Source organism: Bradyrhizobium sp. CCBAU 51745 (assembly GCF_028128715.1).
In the GTDB taxonomy this organism is placed as follows: Bacteria; Pseudomonadota; Alphaproteobacteria; order Rhizobiales; family Xanthobacteraceae; genus Bradyrhizobium; species Bradyrhizobium manausense.
This window is the reverse complement of record NZ_LBJP01000007.1, coordinates 490,946-507,437: the sequence shown is the minus strand read 5'-3', so window position 1 is coordinate 507,437 and position 16,492 is coordinate 490,946. Positions and strand designations below refer to the sequence as shown.

Below are 16,492 nucleotides of genomic sequence, written 5' to 3'. Positions count from 1 at the left end.
GCGGCAACAGCGCCCTAAATCCGATTAGCCTCCGCCCCGATCCCGAGCCGCCGCACGATCTCCGCGCCCACGGCGCGCGCCTCGTTGCGCGAGCCGATGCGGGGGCTGCGAAAGCGTCGCCCGGAGTGCAGGCGGATCACCACGATGCAGTGCTCGTCCTCGGACCGGCCGCGGCGTTCGACCGTGATCGCCTTGACGTCGTGCCCTTCGATATGGTCCGCGCGCGGCTCGCCGTTGCCCCAGAGGCGTTCGACGCGGATGTCGCCCTCGCGGACAATCCAGAAGGCGCCCGTGACGAGATTGGCAAATCTGGTGACCGCGAACGCCGCGACCACGCCAAGCGGCAGCAGCATGAAGTCGATCCAATTTGGCGGCAAACCCCGCCAGAGCTTGTAGGCGTAGGGCGCGGCACTCACCGCGACGGCGATCACGGCCGCGATTCGGATGTCTCTTTGGGAAAACGGCTCGACGGGTTCGCCAAGCCGCATTTCGGGATTGCTGGCATCGAGCGGGTTGAGGGGCGCCTCGACATCGGGGACGTCGAACTGCGCCGCAATGCGCGCCACGGTGTCATGAACATGGGTGACGTCGGACAGCGGCGGGGAGGTCAGGCGCTCGCCCGAGGCCAGCGTGAAGGCCAGTTGAAATCGGGCCTTGGCGGTCTTGCTGCCGGGAACCTGAAGCCCAGTGATCTCGTCTTTCGCGACGACCCTGGTCTGGAGCTTCCCGAACGGACGCTGCCGTCCGATCAGGATCTCGTCAGGGGTGATGATCCACACCACCGCCGGCGTCAGCATGACGACACCGACAAACGCGGTGCCCGCCAGCAGCGCGACCACGGAGATGATCACCTCAAAGGCGTCATGGGTGAACAGGCCCGGCGTGAAGCACAGCGCAACAGCCGCGGCCGAGCCGGCCACGACCAGCCGCTGCGCGATCGAGGCGCCTTCGCGAAGGCGGATGTCGTTGCTGGTGGTCGCGTCGTTCATTGCGGCGGCTGATTGCGTCGCGCGCGAAACTCCACGGACGGGTCCGTGGAGTCAAGCAGCAACGCAAGGCCGCCCTATCCGACTCAGCTGCTGGCGTTCAGCAGCTTTGCCACGGTTCGGTCGATCTCGTCGTAGCGTCCTTCGCCTTCATGCTGGAACACGATCTTGCCGCTCTGGTCGATGATGTATTGCGCCGGCCAATATTGGTTGCTGTAGGCGTTCCAGGTCTTGGAGTCATTGTCCTGCGCCACCGGATAGGTGATGCCGTGACGCTTCAGCGCCGCCTGCAGGTTGGAGGCCGATCGCTCGAACGGGAATTCCGGCGTATGCACGCCGACCACGACGAGACCCTGGTCCTTGTACTTGGCATAGAGCTCGGTGACGTGCGGCAGCGTGTTGACGCAGTTGACGCAGCCATAGGTCCAGAAGTCGACCAGAACGACCTTGCCGCGGAGATCGGCGACATGAAGCGGCTTGGAATTGAACCAGTTGCTGATGCCGGTGAAATCAGGCGCGCTCACCGCCTGGCTTGCGGCGGCGACCTTGACCGGCGCTGCTTGTATGGCCTCGTCGCAAATGCCGGGGATGACGGCGCCGGTCACGGTGAAGCCGATCAGGGCGGCGGAGACGGCGAGCAGCTTGAAAGTCATGGTCATGTTCTCCGTTAAGAGGTGAGGGATCACAGGCCGATCTGGCCGGTGGGATAGAAGCCGGTGAGCCACGCCACGATCAGCGTGTCGTATTGGAAGTAGGCGGCGAGCGCGAAGGCGATCACGATCACGCCAAATCCCTGCTGCATCAGCGGCGAGATGCGCGACAGGCTGCGCACGCGCGTGGTCGCGGCCTGTCCGCCATAGGCGATCGCCAGCATCGGGATCGCAGCGCCGATCGCATAGGCAACCAGCAGCGTCCCGGCCCAGGCCAGATTCCTTGACGTCGCAACCAGCGTCAGGATCGAGCCGAGCACCGGGCCGGCGCAGGGCGTCCAGACCAGTCCGAGCGTGGTGCCGAGCAGGAGCCCGCCAAGCGCACCCTCGCGCGGCGCGCCGCCGGCGGCGCTAAGATTGAGCCAGCCATTGAGCCGGATCGACAGCCATTCGAACGGCGCCGGCCACAGCATCAAGAGGCCAAAGCCGAGCAGCAGGAACGCCGCCGCCTCGCGCAGCAGATTCGGATCGAAATCGAACAATCTTGTCAGCGCGCCGAGCAGCAGCGCGACCGCGGAGAACGAGACGACGAAGCCAAGCGCGATCATCGCGGGCCGTGCACGCGACGAATGCCCGATCGAGGCGCCAAGCAGGATCGGCAGCATCGGCAGCGTGCAGGGAGCGGCGATGGTGAGGATGCCGGCGACGACAGCGAACAGAAGCTCAAGCATGGGGCACTCGTGAAGGAGGTCACGAGGGCAGTTCGCGATGGAGATGCCGGTCGTTACGCGCCGTCACGCGGTCGTGACGGGGCGGCCGCTCCCCACCCACCCCAAAATATAAAACGACCCGGAGGGGGGCATCCCGTCCGGGTCGTTTTAGGTCTTGGGAGGGTTTAACGAAACCGTATGGGAGCTTTATAGGGACGAAGTTTTTCCGCCTGATGTTGTGCTTTGTTTCATTTGTTTCGTCGGCGGTAACGCTTTCGTGTCCTGGGACGGGGCCGGAAATCCGCCCCTATCCCATTGAAATCGCTTGGCTTAGGCCGCGAAACGGTCGACGCCGCAAGTCTTAAGCAAATCGGCCAGTTGCTTGCGGGCGTAGAACATCCGCGTCTTCACCGTGCTCTGTGGGATGCCGATGATCTGTCCGACCTCCTCCACCGACTTCTCATGGTAGTAGACGAGGTTGATGATCTCGCGATGCGCCGGCGACAGCTTCTGGACGCAGGCGCGCAGGATCGCGCTGGTGTCGCTGCGGTCGAGCGAGGTCTCGGGCGTGTCGCAATCGTCGGGGATCTGGCGCACGTCCTCCTGGTCGATGTCCTCGAAGCGGCGCTGGCGCATCGCGGTCAGCGCCTTGAAGCGGGCGATCGAGAGCAGCCAGGTCGAGACCTGCGAGCGGCCCTGGAATTGGCCGGCGGTCCGCCACACGTCCAGGAACACCTGGCTGACCAGATCTTCGGCCGTGGTCGCGTCACGCACCATGCGCAGGATGAAGCGGTACACCCGCACGTTGTGACGGCAATAGAGGATGTGCATGGACGTCCGGTTGCCGTCGGCAATGCTTTCGAGAAGCATGTCGTCCGAGGTCGCCTGGGCAGCGATGATGCTCTGGCTGGCTTGGGCGTTGATGGCGATGACGTTCGGCATTGACTTGGCTCCCCGGTGCGCCGCAACCGAGCGGCGTTTCCTTGAGCCAAAGTGTTAATCAGCCATCGTTTCGGGACGTCTGCACGAAAAGGGGAAAATGGTTTCGTGCGCCGCTAAATTGTTTCGTCGTTCAAGTCGCGACGAAACATCGGGACCAAAAAAGCGTGGAATTTCAAGGCTTGGAAAATACGGTGCTGCGGAATTGGACTGGGAGGAACGAATTTTCGGGGCTTGCGTTACGTCGCGCCGCACCCATTGCCACCGTCACGACGCAGGTCCGGCTCCAGACACAGTGCCGTAGGGTGGGCAACGGCGCCCTTCGCGCCGTGCCCACGTTCTTTCCAAGATTCGTGAGAGATGGTTGGGCACGGCACGCTCCGCTTTGCCCACCCTACGGCAGCTCGTGGTGTGCCTAGGCCTTCTCGCCCTGCGGCGAGAACAAATAGCCGCCGCCGCGGATGGTGCGGATCACGGCGGGCTTGGTCGGGTCGGGCTCGATCTTGCGGCGGATGCGCATGATGCGCAGGTCCACGGCGCGGTCGAAGGCTTCGGCATCGCGCGCGTTGGCAAGCTCCAGCAGCCGCTCGCGCGATAGCACGCGCTTCGGATTGGCCGCGAACACTTTCAAAAGCCCGAACTCGGACGCGGTCAGCGGATGCTCATTGCCCTCGTCGTCGCGCAGCGCCTGGGCTTCGAGGTCGAGCCATTTTGTCCCAAAGCGTACCAGCTGATCCTTGTCGGATTTCGCCGGCGCCGCATCGCTGCCGGCTGATTTCGCCGGCGTGCTCCGCCGCAGCACCGAGCGGATCCGCGCCATCAGCTCGCGCAGCTCGCAGGGCTTTGCGACGTAATCGTCGGCGCCGAGCTCGAGGCCGACGACGCGGTCGATCGGGCTCGCGGTCGCCGTGAGCATGATGACGGGCACGTTGCTGCGGCTCTTGAGGTCGCGGATGATCGAGAGGCCGTCCTCCTCGGGCATGTTGAGGTCGAGCACGACGAGGTCGGGCATGCTGCCGTCGATCGCGGCGCGCAAGCTCTTGCCGCCGTCGCACAGCGTCACGGTGAAGCCGTGCATCTTGAGGTAATCGCCGACCATCTCGCGGGCCGGGGCCTCGTCGTCGACGATCATGATGTGCGGGCTTTGTGTCATGTCACGCTCGAATCACGGCATCTCGGTCGCGGGTAGGGTGATGGTGAAGGTCGAGCCCTTGCCCGGGCCGTCGCTGTCGGCGGTTACCTCGCCGCCATGCATGTCGATAATACGCTTGACGATGGACAACCCAAGCCCCGTCGAGCTCTCACCTGCCGTCGGTTTTGCGGAGAGCCGCTGGAACCGGCCGAACAGCCGGCCGAGGTCCTCCGGCGACAGGCCGGCGCCCTCGTCGCTGACGCGGATGATGGTGTCGTTGCCCTCATGGCTGACCGCGACGGTGATCTTGCCCGCAAACGGCGAGTATTTGATGGCGTTGCTGATCAGATTGTCGATCGCCTCGCGGATGCGGTCGGTGTCGCACATGGTGACGATGTTGGTGGGCGCGCTGACGCTGATCGACTGCTGCTTGTTGACGGCGAGGGGCTGGTTGGCCTCGGCGACCTCCTTCACCAGCGCGGCGACGTCGACCGGCTCGCGGCGGATGGTGATGTCGAAGGCATCCGCCATCGCATCCGAGATCAGATGGTCGACCATCGTGGTCAGGCGCTTGGTGGCGTCTCTGATATGGTCGACCTGGGAGACCACGCCTGATGCCGAGGCGCCGGTCGAGATCAGCTCCTTCAGCATCTCGGTGCGGCCGAGGATGACGCCGAGCGGGTTCTTCAGATCGTGCGCGACAGTGCCCAGGATCTCGTTCTTGAAGCCGTTGGCGCGCTGCAGCCGCAGCCATTGCGCCGACAGCCGGCGGTTGGCCTGCATCAAGGCGCGGGTGCGCTGGGCGACGCGGTCCTCCAGCTGGGTGTTGGCGTCCTGGAGCTGCTGATAGAGGATGACGTTGTCGAACGCGATCGAGAGCCGGCTCGAGAAGATCTCGACCAGCGAGCGGTCGGTCTCGGACAGATCGCGCTCGGACTGCAGCAGCACCACGACCTCGCGGCCGCTTCCGGTGCGCAAATAGATCACGCTGCGATGGTCGGCGAATTCGTTCTTGCGGCGCTGGAACGCGTCCTCCACCAGCTGGCGCAAATCAGGGTCGAGCGCCTTCGACGAGGTCGTGCCGATGAAGCGGCTGTAGCAGCCGCTGCCGGCCAGCACCGAGAGCTCGGCATCGACGCCGCCATTGTCGCGCAGCACCAATATGCCGGCGCAGTCGACATTGAGCAGCGAGGCGAGCTGGGTCAGCACGCCCTCGGCGAGCCGCTGCATCGACTTGAAGTCGTACAGGGTCGAGGCCGCATCGATGATGATCTCGAGCCCGCGCCGCGTCTGCACCATGCGCTCGAGCTGCTGGTAGGAGCGCAGCGCCGCGGTCAGCGAGGTGAACAGCTTGTCGGCAGTGAGCTCGGTCTTGGCCTTGTAGTCGTTGATGTCGTACTGCACGATCACGCGCCGCTCCGGCGCCTGGCCCGGCTGTCCGGTGCGCAGGATGATGCGCACGGTCTCGTTCTTGAGCACGTTGCGGATGTATTCGACCAGCTCGAGGCCGGCGACGTCGGTCTCCATGATGACGTCGAGCAGCACCGCGGCGATGTCGCTGTGCGCGGCCATCAGCTTGCGGCCTTCCGCCGCGGAATGGGCGGAGAGGATCTCCAGTCCCTGGCCGTTCAGGCTGTAATCCGAGAGCGCAAAACGGGTGCCGTCATGCACGGCCGGATCGTCGTCGATGACGGCGATCTTCCATTTCCGGGCGTCCGTGTCCTCCGACGCGGTACCGGTATCGTCGATCAGGTGGAGGACATCGTCCTGTTCGGCCATTGAGAAGTCCCGTCACTTTCTGTGCTTTGCGCCCCGCCCTTGGCGATGCGCGGCATGATAATCCGAAAAGTAGTGCCTTGTCCCAGCTTGGATTCCAGCATCATCCGCCCGCCGAGCTGCTGGGTGACAAGGTTATAGACGATATGCAAGCCCAGGCCCGTGCCACCTTCGTTGCGTCTTGTGGTAAAGAATGGGTCAAAGGCCTGGCGCTGCACGTCCGGGGTCATGCCGGCCCCGTCATCGGCGAAGATGATCTCGATATCCTCGGTGCCGCGCGGCCGGGCCGAGATCGCGATGGTGCCGGCGCGGCCGTCGGCAAAGGCGTGGTTGGCGGCGTTGAGGAACAGGTTGGTCAGGATCTGGCCATAGGAGCCGGGATAGCCGTCGAGCAAGAGCCCCTCGGGCACGTCGACCTGCAGCGTGATCGGCGAGCGCTTCAGCACGGGCCGCAGGCTCGCGATGATCTGGTCGGTGGCTTCGCTCAGCGAGAACTGCCGCCGCTCGGCATGGGAGCGGTCGACCGCGACCTGCTTGAACGACTGGATCAGCTCGCCGGCGCGGGCGAGGTTGGCGACCAGCTGCTGGGATGCATCGCGAGAGGACTGCACGAATTCATCCAGCTGCGAGCGGCGCAGGCCGCCGTCGCCCTTCAGCTGGGCCTCGAAAATCTCGGTGCGCCGCGCAAAGCTCGAGGCCACCGTCAGGCTGATGCCGATCGGGTTGTTGACCTCGTGCGCGACGCCGGCGACGAGGCCGCCGAGGGCCGCGAGCCGTTCGGCGTCGATCAAGTTCTGCTGCGCGGCGTTGAGCTCGAGCAGCGCGCTTTCGGCCTTTTCCTTGGACGCGCGCAGCTCGTCCTCGGTCTGGCGCTTGGCGATCGCGTTCTCGCGGAACACCTCCACCGCGCGCGCCATGGCGCCGACCTCGTCGCGGGCCTTGGTGCCCTGCACCTCGCGGCCGAGATCGCCGAGCGTGATCGCGCGCATCGCGGTCATGATCTGCTGCAGCGGCAGCCGGATCGACAGCGCGATCAGCACGCCGGCGGAGAGGATGATGCCGAGGAAGATCACCGCGATGGAGAGCACGCGACGTGAAATGTCCGCCAGCGTGCGGTCGAACGTCTCCTGCGCCCTCTGCTCGCGCTGGCGCATCTTGGTCGAGAGATTGTCGATGGCGCCGATCGCCTCGGCCTGGCTGGCGTCGATGGTGTTGCGCAAGAGCTCGTTGCGGCTCGTCAATTGCTCCGAGAGTTTTGCAAAGCCCTCGCGCAGCGCCATGGTGCGGGTCGCGAGCTTTTGCAGCGCCATCTTCTGCAAATCATTGTCGGCGAGATCGATCATGACGGGAATCGTCTTCTCGATCGTCTCGGTGTGGCGGCGCGCGTCGTCGGCGGCCGCGACCGACTGCGACAGATAGTAGGAATTGGCCGCGACCAGCATCGCGGTGAAGGCCTCGCGCGACTTGCCCAGCGAGGGCCAGATCAGCGCGTCGCGATGGCCGGTAGCGCCCTCGATGATGGAGTAGAGGCCCGCCATGTCCTTGGCGGGGCCCTGCACCTGTTCCTCATAGGTCCTGGCGATGGTCGCCTGCACGCTGCGCAGCTCGCCGAAGCCGTTGAGGAAGCGGTCGGTGGTGCGCTCCAGCTCCTCGACCGAGCCTGACAGCATCGGGTCCTTGGCGGCGCGGTCGGTCAGCGTGCCCAGCACGGCCTCGCGCAGCAGCAGGATCTCGGCGAACAGGTCCGGGCTCGGCTGGTTGATGTAGCGGTGGATCAGGTTCTGCAGCCGCCCGGTCTCGCTCTCGAGCAGGGCCAGGATGCGGTCGGATTCCCGCACCTGCCGCACGTCGTCCCAGGCCGAGCTCAGCACCTGCGCGCCGTTCCAGATCATCGCCACCAGCACGATCACCACGGCGGAGTTCAGCGCCGCGATCGACAGGATGCGCCAGCGGATCGGCACTGCCCGCAGCACGCCGACGAGGCGCGCGCGCAGCCGCCCGATCGGGCCGGGCGGCCGCTCTGCACTCTCGCTGGTGCCGGGCACGATCAAACAGCGTCACTCCACCTGGCGAATGCGTTCGATCAGCGCCGCCGCCGCGGGATCCTGCGCGGCCTTGGCGTAGATCGGCGCCATCGCATCCTCGAACGGCTTGCGGTCGATGGTCTTGATCACGGTGATGCCGGCGGCGTCCGCCTTGCGCTGCGACTGCTCCTCGAGGTCGCGCCATTTCTCGCGCATGTACAGGCTCGAACGGGCGGCGGCTTCCCTGAAGATGGTCTGGTCCTCAGCCGACAGGCTCTGCCAGGCCTTGAGCGAGATCACCAGCACCTCCGGGCTCATCGTGTGCTCGGTGAGGGTGTAGTAGGCGGCATGCTTGTAATGGTCTGTGGTCACGAAGGAGGGCCAGTTGTTTTCGGCGCCGTCGATCAGATGGGTCGAGAGCCCCGTGAGCACCTGCCCGTAGGGCAGCTCGACCGGCTCGGCGCCGAGCGCGCGGATCATCTGGCTCATCAACTCCGATTGCTGCACCCGGATCCGCAATCCCTTGAGGTCGGCAAGGCTCCTGACCGGACGGACGTTGTTGTAGATCGAGCGGGCCCCGGAATCGTAGAAGGCGAGCCCGACAAAGCCGTAGGGCTCGAAGCTGCCGAGGATCTCCTTGCCGATCGGCCCGTCCAGCACCTTCTGCATGTGCTCGATGGACCGGAACAGGAACGGCATGGCCAGCACGTTCATCGCCGGGACGAAATTGCCGATCAGGGCCACATTGGTCCGGTTGAGGTCGATCGCGCCGGCGCGGGTCTGCGCGATCGTCTCCTTCTCCTCGCCGAGCTGGCGGGAGTGAAACACCTTGATCTGGTGCCGGCCGCCGGTGCGCTCAGAGATCAGCGCGCCCATGTAGCGCAGCGCCTGGACGGTCGGATAATCCTCGGTCTGGGTGTCGGCGGCGCGGAATTCACGCGCAGCGGCGCTCGTCGCGCAAATGGCGAGCAGCAGCGCGACGAAAATCACCCCGGCCCGTGAGCGTTCGGCACGGTTTAACACTGGCACACTCAACCCCTCGGTGATGGAGTCTATGGCGGGACCAAAAGGTTCAACGCAATCTAGCAGATGGTAAAGGGAAGGCCATCCCGGCCGCCGGGGCAGGCAATCGCACAGGTCTTTTGCGCGACCCGAGCGCACGCCTCGTCCTTAGACGAGCGCTTCCAGCGGTCTCCTCAGGAGGAAGCTAGACGGCTTCCGCGCCCGGTGCTCCTGCTGCCACACACTCCGCCCTCATCCTGAGGGCCCGCCAGCGGCGGGCGTCTCGAAGGATGCGCCGCAGGGAAGCTACTCTCATCTGCGACTGCCCTGGCTCTCCGGGGGGAGGGCCGATTGTGCGCCGCCGTACGTCGTCATTCCGGGTTGAAACCGCTTCTCGCGCGCCTTAAGCAGGGTGTGGCCGCCTTTTGCCGCGTCATACGGGAAGAGCCATCGTGACTTCAGCATTGCGCCTTTTGCAGGTCGCCGCCGCCACCTTGGCCCTCGCCTTGAGCTGCGAGGCGCGTGCCGCCACCGACATCGCGTTGTGGCACGCCATGTCGGGCGAGCTCGGCAAGCAGCTCGAGAAGCTCACCTCCGACTTCAACGCCTCGCAGTCGGATTACCGCGTCGTGCCTGCGTACAAGGGCAATTACACCGAGACGGTGACGGCCGCGATCTTCGCCTTCCGCTCGCGCAGCCAGCCTGCGATCGTCCAGGTCAACGAGGTCGCCACCGCGACCATGACCGCCGCCAAGGGCGCGATCTATCCGGTCTACAGCATGATGCGCGACATGGGCGAGCCGTTCTCGCTGAACGACTACCTTCCGGCGGTCTCCGGCTATTACACCGATGCGTCAGGCAATCTGCTGTCCTTCCCGTTCAACTCGTCGACGCCGATCCTCTACTACAACAAGACCATGTTTCGCGACGCCGGCCTCGACCCGGAGACGCCGCCGAAGACCTGGCCCGAGCTTGGTCAGGCGGCCAGGCGCCTGCGCGAGCGCGGCGCCGTGTGCGGCTTCACCACGTCGTGGCCGTCCTGGATCCACATCGAGAATTTTTCGGCGTTTCACAATCTGCCGGTGGCCACGCGCGCGAACGGCTTTGCTGGTCTTGATGCGGAATTGACCATCAACAATCCGGCCGTGATCAAGCACGTCGCCCAGCTCGCCGAATGGCAGAAGACAAAACTGTTCGACTATAGCGGCCGCGGGCAGGCTGCCGAGCCGCGTTTCCAGAACGGCGAATGCGGCATCTTTATCGGCTCGTCGGCGACGCGCGCCGACATCAAGGCCTTCTCGAAATTCGAGATCGGCTACGGCATGATGCCGTATTGGCCCGATGTTGCGGGCGCGCCGCAGAATTCCATCATCGGCGGCGCCACGCTGTGGGTGCTGCGCGACCGGCCGCGCCAGGAATACAAGGGCGTGGCGCGGTTCTTCGCCTATCTGTCGCAGCCCGGCGTGCAGGCCGCCTGGCACCAGAACACCGGCTACCTGCCGATCACCCGCGCCGCCTATGAGCTGACGCGCGCGCAGGGCTTCTATGAGCGCAATCCGGGCTCGGCAATCTCGTTCGAGCAGATCACCCTGCATCCGCCGACGGAGAATTCCAAGGGCATCAGGCTCGGCTCCTTCAACCTGATCCGCGGCACCATCGAGGAAGAGCTCGAGCAGGCCTTTGCCGGCCAGAAGAGCGCGCAAGCCGCGCTCGATGTCGCCGTCGAGCGCGGCAACAAGCTGCTGCGCCAGTTCGAGCGTGCGAGCCCGGAGCAGTAATGGATCTTGCGATCAGCACTCGCAAGCCGCCACAACGGCGCTGCGCTCCCTCCCCCGCTTGCGGGGGAGGGTCGGGGAGAGGGTGTCTCCGCAACGGGGTAATCCCCAACAGGAAAGAACCCTCACCCGACGCTTCGCGTCGACCTCTCCCGCAAGCGGGAGAGGTGCACCGTCTGCCGGGTTTGCGGCGATGACCACCGTGTCACTGCCTCACTTCACTGACGCGCAGTCCTTCCGCGCCTTTCGCTCCGATCCGCCGCAATGGCTGCCGATCGCGCTCGACATCGCGCGGAGCCACGGCGTCGACGTCGCCTCGCCGCATGTGTTCTCGACCGGCACCAATCTCGTCGTCGGCATCGGTGACAGGCTGATCCTGAAAATCTTCCCGCCGCTGCTGCGCGCGCAATTCATCTCCGAGCGCGGTTCGTTGATGCAGCTTGCCGGCCGCCTTCATCTGCCGATCCCCGCGATCGTCGCGGAGGGGGTGCGCGACGGCTGGCCCTATCTGATCATCACGCGGCTATCAGGCACGCTCGGCTCGGAGATCTGGCCGCAGCTGCCGGAAGCGCAAAAGGAGCGCGTGCTGCGCCAGGTCGGCGAGACCATCGCCGCCGTGCAGCGCGCGCCGCTCGGCCCGCTCGCTGAGCTCGAGCCGCGCTGGGATGCGTTCATGCGCGCGCAGATGCAGGGCTGTCGTACGAGGCACACGCGGCTCGGCCTCGCGCCGAAATTCCTTGAAGGTCTCGACGATCTCCTGCGCGATGCGGCGACGCTGATCCCGATGGACGCGCCGCCGGTGATCCTGATCGGCGAATACATTCCGGAAAACGTCCTGCTCGCCTGCCGCGACGATCAATGGTCACTCGCCGGCCTGTTCGATTTCGGCGACGTGCGCGCCGGCTTTCGCGATTACGACCTGCTCGGCCCCAGCGCTTTCATGGCGGCGGGCGGGCCGGGCAGGGTGCGCAGCCTGCTCGAAGGCTTCGGTTACGCGAAGCCTGATTTCGCGCTCAAGCGCCGCCTGATGGCCTTGATGCTGCTGCACCACGCCAGCGACCTCAACAGCCACATCTGCATTGAGGGTTGGCAGGACAAGGCGAGCGATCTGATCGAACTGCAGGAGCTGATCTGGGCGGAGTGATCGCTTCCACTGAACGCCTCGCCCGTGATTTCCGGGGCGCCGCAGCCTGTCCGCCGAAGCTCGAAGAGCGAAGGCGGAAGCGGCGAGCTCCCGCGTGTTCTGCGGCCCGATGGATTCCGGGCTCGATGCTGCGCATCGCCCCGGAGTGACAGGGGTTGCCTATTCGGTGCGCTGTCTCCGAACTTGGCCTATTAGATAGGCAAATATCTTTCTTTGCATGCAATTCTTGGAACCTAGGCTTCGAAGTTTGGTTCGCCACCACCGATAATCATAATCGATATCAATGCCTTAGCCTTGATTTAACCTGCCGCTAACCCTTGGCACGAACCTTGCGAATCCAGTTCCAACCAGAAAACTTCTGCGTTGGAGCACCCGCCATGAAGCGCCGCGATTTCCTCAAATCCGTTTCCGGATTGGCCGCTGGCGCGGCGCTTCCGGCCGTGCCGCAGGTCATCTCATCGGCCTATGCCGATGCCCGCTCCGAGACACTGCTGATCGTGTCGGAAGGCGGTCCCAACAATCTCGACATTCACGGCGTCGGCACCAACGTGCCCGGCTACGAAGTGTCGTGGAATTGCTACGACCGCCTGATCAGCCATGAGATGAAAGCCGGCCCCGGCGGGGTGCCCTATTACGACCGCGACAAGTTCAAGGGCGAGCTCGCCGAAGAGTTCAAGATCGACGACATGTCGGTCACCTTCAAGCTGAAGAAGAACGCCAAATTCCATGACGGCACGCCGGTGACGGCGAAAGACGTGAAATGGTCGCTCGACCGCGCCGTCAGCGTCGGCGGCTTCCCGACCTTCCAGATGAGCGCGGGCTCTCTCACCAAGCCGGAGCAGTTCGTCGTGATCGACGACTACACCGTGCGGGTCGACTTCCTGAAGAAGGACAGGCTGACCGTTCCCGATCTCGCCGTCATCGTGCCCTGCATCGTCAACTCCGAGCTGGTGAAGAAGAACGCCAGCGAGAAGGACCCCTGGGGGCTCGAGTTCACCAAGCAGCAGACCGCGGGCTCCGGCGCCTACAAGGTGACGAAATGGACCGCCGGCACCGAAGTGATCATGGAGCGCAACGAGGATTGGGTCGGCGGTCCCTTGCCGAAGATCAAGCGCGTGATCTGGCGCATGGTGCCGCAGGCCGGCAACCGCCGCGCGCTCCTGGAGCGCGGTGACGCCGACATCTCCTACGAGCTGCCGTTCAAGGACTTCCAGGAGATGAAGGCGAACGGCAAGCTCAACGTGGTGTCGCTGCCGTTCTCCAACGGCATCCAGTATATCGGAATGAACGTCACCAAGCCGCCGTTCGATAACGTCAAGGTGCGGCAGGCCATCGCCTATGCGCTGCCATATCAGAAGATCATGGACGCCGTGCTGTTCGGCCTCGGCAATCCCATGTTCGGCGCGCCCGCGGACAAGGCCACCGAGGTCGCATGGCCGCAGCCGCACAAGTACAATACCGACATGGAGAAGGCGAAGGCGCTGCTGGCTGAAGCCGGCTATGCCAACGGTTTCGAGACCACGATCTCGTTCGACCTAAACTTCGCCGGCGTCAACGAGCCGCTCTGCGTGCTGGTGCAGGAGAGCCTCGCCCAGCTCGGCATCAAGACCATCATCAACAAGGTGCCCGGCGCCAACTGGCGCACCGAGTTGAACAAGAAGGAGATGCCGCTCTTCACCAACGTGTTCTCGGGCTGGCTCGATTACCCCGAATACTTCTTCTACTGGTGCTATCACGGCAACAATTCCGTCTTCAACACCATGAGCTACAAGTCGGCGGAGATGGACAAGCTGATCGACGGGGCGCGCACGTCGGCTGCGACCGGGGACAAGGCGGCCTACGACGCCGACGTGAAGGGCTTTGTCGATCTGGCCTTCGCCGACGTCCCGCGCATCCCGCTGTACCAGCCCTTCGTCAACGTCGCGATGCAGAAGAACATCTCGGGCTATCAGTACTGGTTCCACCGCAGGCTGGATTACCGCGCGCTGGCGAAGGGGTGAGGGGACATGCTGATCGTCGGTGACCCATCGGCATCGGCGCTGGGCTCCCTCTCCCGCTTGCGGGAGAGGGTTGGGGAGAGGGTATCTCCGCGTCGGGATTGTCGGGAAGTGCGGAGGATGTCCCTCCGTGACGAGAGCCCTCACCCGCCGCGCGCGGGACGATGCTCCGCATCGCCCGGGCGCGCGTCGGCCTCTCCCGCAAGCGGGAGAGGCAAGGCAAGCACGAGGAGCACCGCATGCTCACCATGATCGGCAAGCGCCTGATGTTTGCGATTCCCTCGCTTATCGGCGTCGTCATCGTCACTTTCCTGCTGACGCGCGCGCTGCCCGGTGATCCCGCCGCGTATTTCGCCGGCCCCGCCGCCACCAAGGAAGCCGTCGAGCAGATCCGCAAGAAGCTCGGTCTCGACAGGCCGCTGATCGAGCAGTTCCTCCGCTACACCAACGATCTCGCCCATGGCGATTTCGGCAATTCGCTGACGACAGGCCAGCCGGTCGCGACCGAGATCCGCAACCGCCTGCCGGCCTCGGCCGAGCTGACATTGCTCGGCCTGATCGTCTCCATCGTCATCGCCATCCCGCTCGGCGTGCTGGCGGCAACGCGGCCGGGCTCCTGGATCGACCATCTCTGTCGCATCACGACGACGGCAGGCGTTTCGCTCCCCGTGTTCTTCACGGGCTTGGTGCTGGTCTATCTCTTCTACTTTCAGCTCGGCTGGTCGCCCGCGCCGCTCGGCCGGCTCGACGTGTTCTACAGCGCGCCGCCCACGGTCACCGGCTTCTATCTCATCGACACCCTCATCGCGCGCGACTTCGAAGCATTCCGCTCGGCGCTGAGCCAGCTCGTCCTGCCCGCGACGACGCTCGCGATCTTCTCGCTGGCGCCGATCGCGCGCATGACGCGCGCCTCGATGCTGGCGGTGCTCGCCTCTGAGTTTGTCCGCACCGCGCGCGCCAGCGGCCTGTCGCCGACGACCGTGATCGTCACTTACGCCTTCCGCAACGCCATGCTGCCCGTCATCACCACGCTCAGCATGGTGTTCTCGTTCCTGCTGGGCGCCAACGTGCTGGTGGAAAAAGTCTTCGCCTGGCCCGGCATCGGCTCCTATGCGGTGGAAGCCTTGATCTCGTCGGACTTCGCGCCGGTGCAGGGTTTTGTCCTCACCATGGCGGTGATGTACGTGCTGCTCAATCTCGTGATCGACATCTTGTACGGCGTGATCGATCCGCGCGTGCGGTTGGAGGGCTAGCCATGATCGCATTCGATGCGGGTCACGCGAACGGTGCGCTCCCTCCCCCGCTTGCGGGGGAGGGTTGGGGAGAGGGTTTCTCCTCTGTCGAGAACCCCCAAGAGGAGAGAGCCCTCACCCGCGCCTTCGGCGCGACCTCTCCCGCAAGCGGGAGAGGTGAAGCCAATTTCCAGCTCGCTACCCAAGCACCAGGAGTGAAACAATGAGCTCCGTTGCGCCTGCCGTTGAACCGGTCGGCCCTGCCCGCACCTCCGGGCTTACCGCCATCCTCGAACAGACCCGCTATGTGCTGAGCGAGAACAAGGTCACGGGCTTTGCTTTCGCGCTGCTGATCCTGATCCTCGCCGCCGCGATCTTCGGCCCCTATGTGGTGCCGTATGATCCGCTCGCTTCCGACACCGCCGCGGCCTTGAAACCGCCTTCAGCCGCGCACTGGTTCGGCACCGATCAACTCGGCCGCGACATCTTCAGCCGCGTCGTGGTGGCGACGCGGCTCGATACCTTCATCGCGGTCGCCTCCGTCGTGCTGGTGTTTTTGATGGGCGGCCTCGCCGGTATCGCCGCGGGTTATTTCGGCGGCTGGACCGACCGCATCGTCGGCCGCATCGCTGACACCATCATGGCCTTTCCGCTGTTCGTGCTGGCGATGGGCATCGTCGCCGCGCTCGGCAACACCGTGCAGAACATCATCCTCGCCACCGCCATCGTGAACTTCCCGCTCTATGCACGCGTCGCGCGCGCCGAAGCCAATGTCCGCCGCAATGCCGGCTTCGTGCAGGCGGCGCGGCTGTCCGGCAACGGCGAATTCCGCATCCTGCTGGTGCACATCCTGCCCAACATCATGCCGATCATGATCGTGCAGATGTCGCTGACCATGGGCTACGCCATTCTGAATGCCGCGGGCCTCTCCTTCATCGGCCTCGGCGTCCGCCCGCCGACGGCGGAATGGGGCATCATGGTCGCCGAGGGCGCGGGCTTCATGGTGTCGGGCGAATGGTGGATCGCGCTGTTCCCCGGCCTCGCTTTGATGATCGCCGTGTTCTGCTTCAACCTCCTTGGCGACGGCCTGCGCGACATCGTCGACCCCCAGCGGAGGACGTGATG

13 protein-coding genes are annotated in these 16,492 nt (G+C 64.9%); 5 read left to right on the top strand and 8 right to left on the bottom strand.

What is annotated here, in order from left to right; all coding sequences use genetic code 11:
- Positions 1-14: 14 nt before the first annotated feature.
- From XH98_RS09650 to XH98_RS09615, 8 genes are all read right to left on the bottom strand, one after another.
- Positions 15-989 carry a hypothetical protein gene (locus XH98_RS09650; RefSeq protein ID WP_271618448.1) on the bottom strand — a complete coding sequence of 325 codons (975 nt, stop codon included), beginning with the start codon at positions 987-989 and terminating at the stop codon, positions 15-17.
- Between the two features lie 83 nt (positions 990-1,072).
- Positions 1,073-1,639, bottom strand: a complete 567-nt coding sequence (locus XH98_RS09645; protein WP_057747190.1) for a thioredoxin family protein — start codon at positions 1,637-1,639, stop codon at positions 1,073-1,075.
- A 29-nt stretch (positions 1,640-1,668) separates the two neighbouring features.
- The gene (locus XH98_RS09640) at positions 1,669-2,367 is read right to left on the bottom strand and encodes a cytochrome c biogenesis CcdA family protein (protein ID WP_271618447.1); all 699 of its coding nucleotides are present in this window, start codon (positions 2,365-2,367) and stop codon (positions 1,669-1,671) included.
- 309 nt (positions 2,368-2,676) lie between these two features.
- On the bottom strand, positions 2,677-3,288 hold the full coding sequence (locus XH98_RS09635; protein WP_057747123.1) for a sigma-70 family RNA polymerase sigma factor: 612 nt from the start codon (positions 3,286-3,288) through the stop codon (positions 2,677-2,679).
- Positions 3,289-3,700: 412 nt separating this feature from the next.
- Positions 3,701-4,438: a response regulator gene (locus XH98_RS09630; protein ID WP_057747121.1), complete on the bottom strand. Its 738-nt coding sequence runs from the start codon at positions 4,436-4,438 to the stop codon at positions 3,701-3,703.
- A 12-nt stretch (positions 4,439-4,450) separates the two neighbouring features.
- Entirely contained in the window at positions 4,451-6,196 is a 1,746-nt protein-coding gene (locus XH98_RS09625; protein ID WP_220004055.1) for an ATP-binding response regulator, read from the bottom strand.
- Positions 6,166-8,196, bottom strand: coding sequence for a sensor histidine kinase (locus tag XH98_RS09620; RefSeq protein ID WP_271598723.1), 2,031 nt, complete (start codon positions 8,194-8,196; stop codon positions 6,166-6,168). The genes XH98_RS09625 and XH98_RS09620 overlap by 31 nt, the downstream gene beginning before the upstream one ends.
- Before the next feature lie 54 nt (positions 8,197-8,250).
- Entirely contained in the window at positions 8,251-9,246 is a 996-nt protein-coding gene (locus tag XH98_RS09615) for a TRAP transporter substrate-binding protein (protein ID WP_271618446.1), read from the bottom strand.
- A 425-nt stretch (positions 9,247-9,671) separates the two neighbouring features.
- Between XH98_RS09615 and ugpB the strand changes: the two genes are divergently transcribed.
- The 5 genes from ugpB to XH98_RS09590 all read left to right on the top strand — a co-directional run bounded on the left by ugpB (position 9,672) and on the right by XH98_RS09590 (position 16,490).
- Positions 9,672-10,997, top strand: a complete 1,326-nt coding sequence (ugpB, locus tag XH98_RS09610) for a sn-glycerol-3-phosphate ABC transporter substrate-binding protein UgpB (RefSeq protein WP_271618445.1) — start codon at positions 9,672-9,674, stop codon at positions 10,995-10,997.
- 190 nt (positions 10,998-11,187) lie between these two features.
- Positions 11,188-12,138 (top strand): aminoglycoside phosphotransferase family protein, encoded by a 951-nt coding sequence (locus tag XH98_RS09605; RefSeq protein WP_271618444.1) that lies wholly within the window; start codon positions 11,188-11,190, stop codon positions 12,136-12,138.
- 377 nt (positions 12,139-12,515) lie between these two features.
- A complete protein-coding gene (locus tag XH98_RS09600) occupies positions 12,516-14,138 on the top strand; it encodes an ABC transporter substrate-binding protein (protein WP_271618443.1) in 1,623 nt (540 codons plus the stop codon).
- A 236-nt stretch (positions 14,139-14,374) separates the two neighbouring features.
- Positions 14,375-15,388 (top strand): ABC transporter permease, encoded by a 1,014-nt coding sequence (locus XH98_RS09595; protein ID WP_271598724.1) that lies wholly within the window; start codon positions 14,375-14,377, stop codon positions 15,386-15,388.
- Between the two features lie 202 nt (positions 15,389-15,590).
- Complete coding sequence (locus XH98_RS09590; protein ID WP_188108389.1) at positions 15,591-16,490, top strand: ABC transporter permease; 900 nt, start codon at positions 15,591-15,593, stop codon at positions 16,488-16,490.
- The last annotated feature ends 2 nt before the right edge of the window (positions 16,491-16,492 follow it).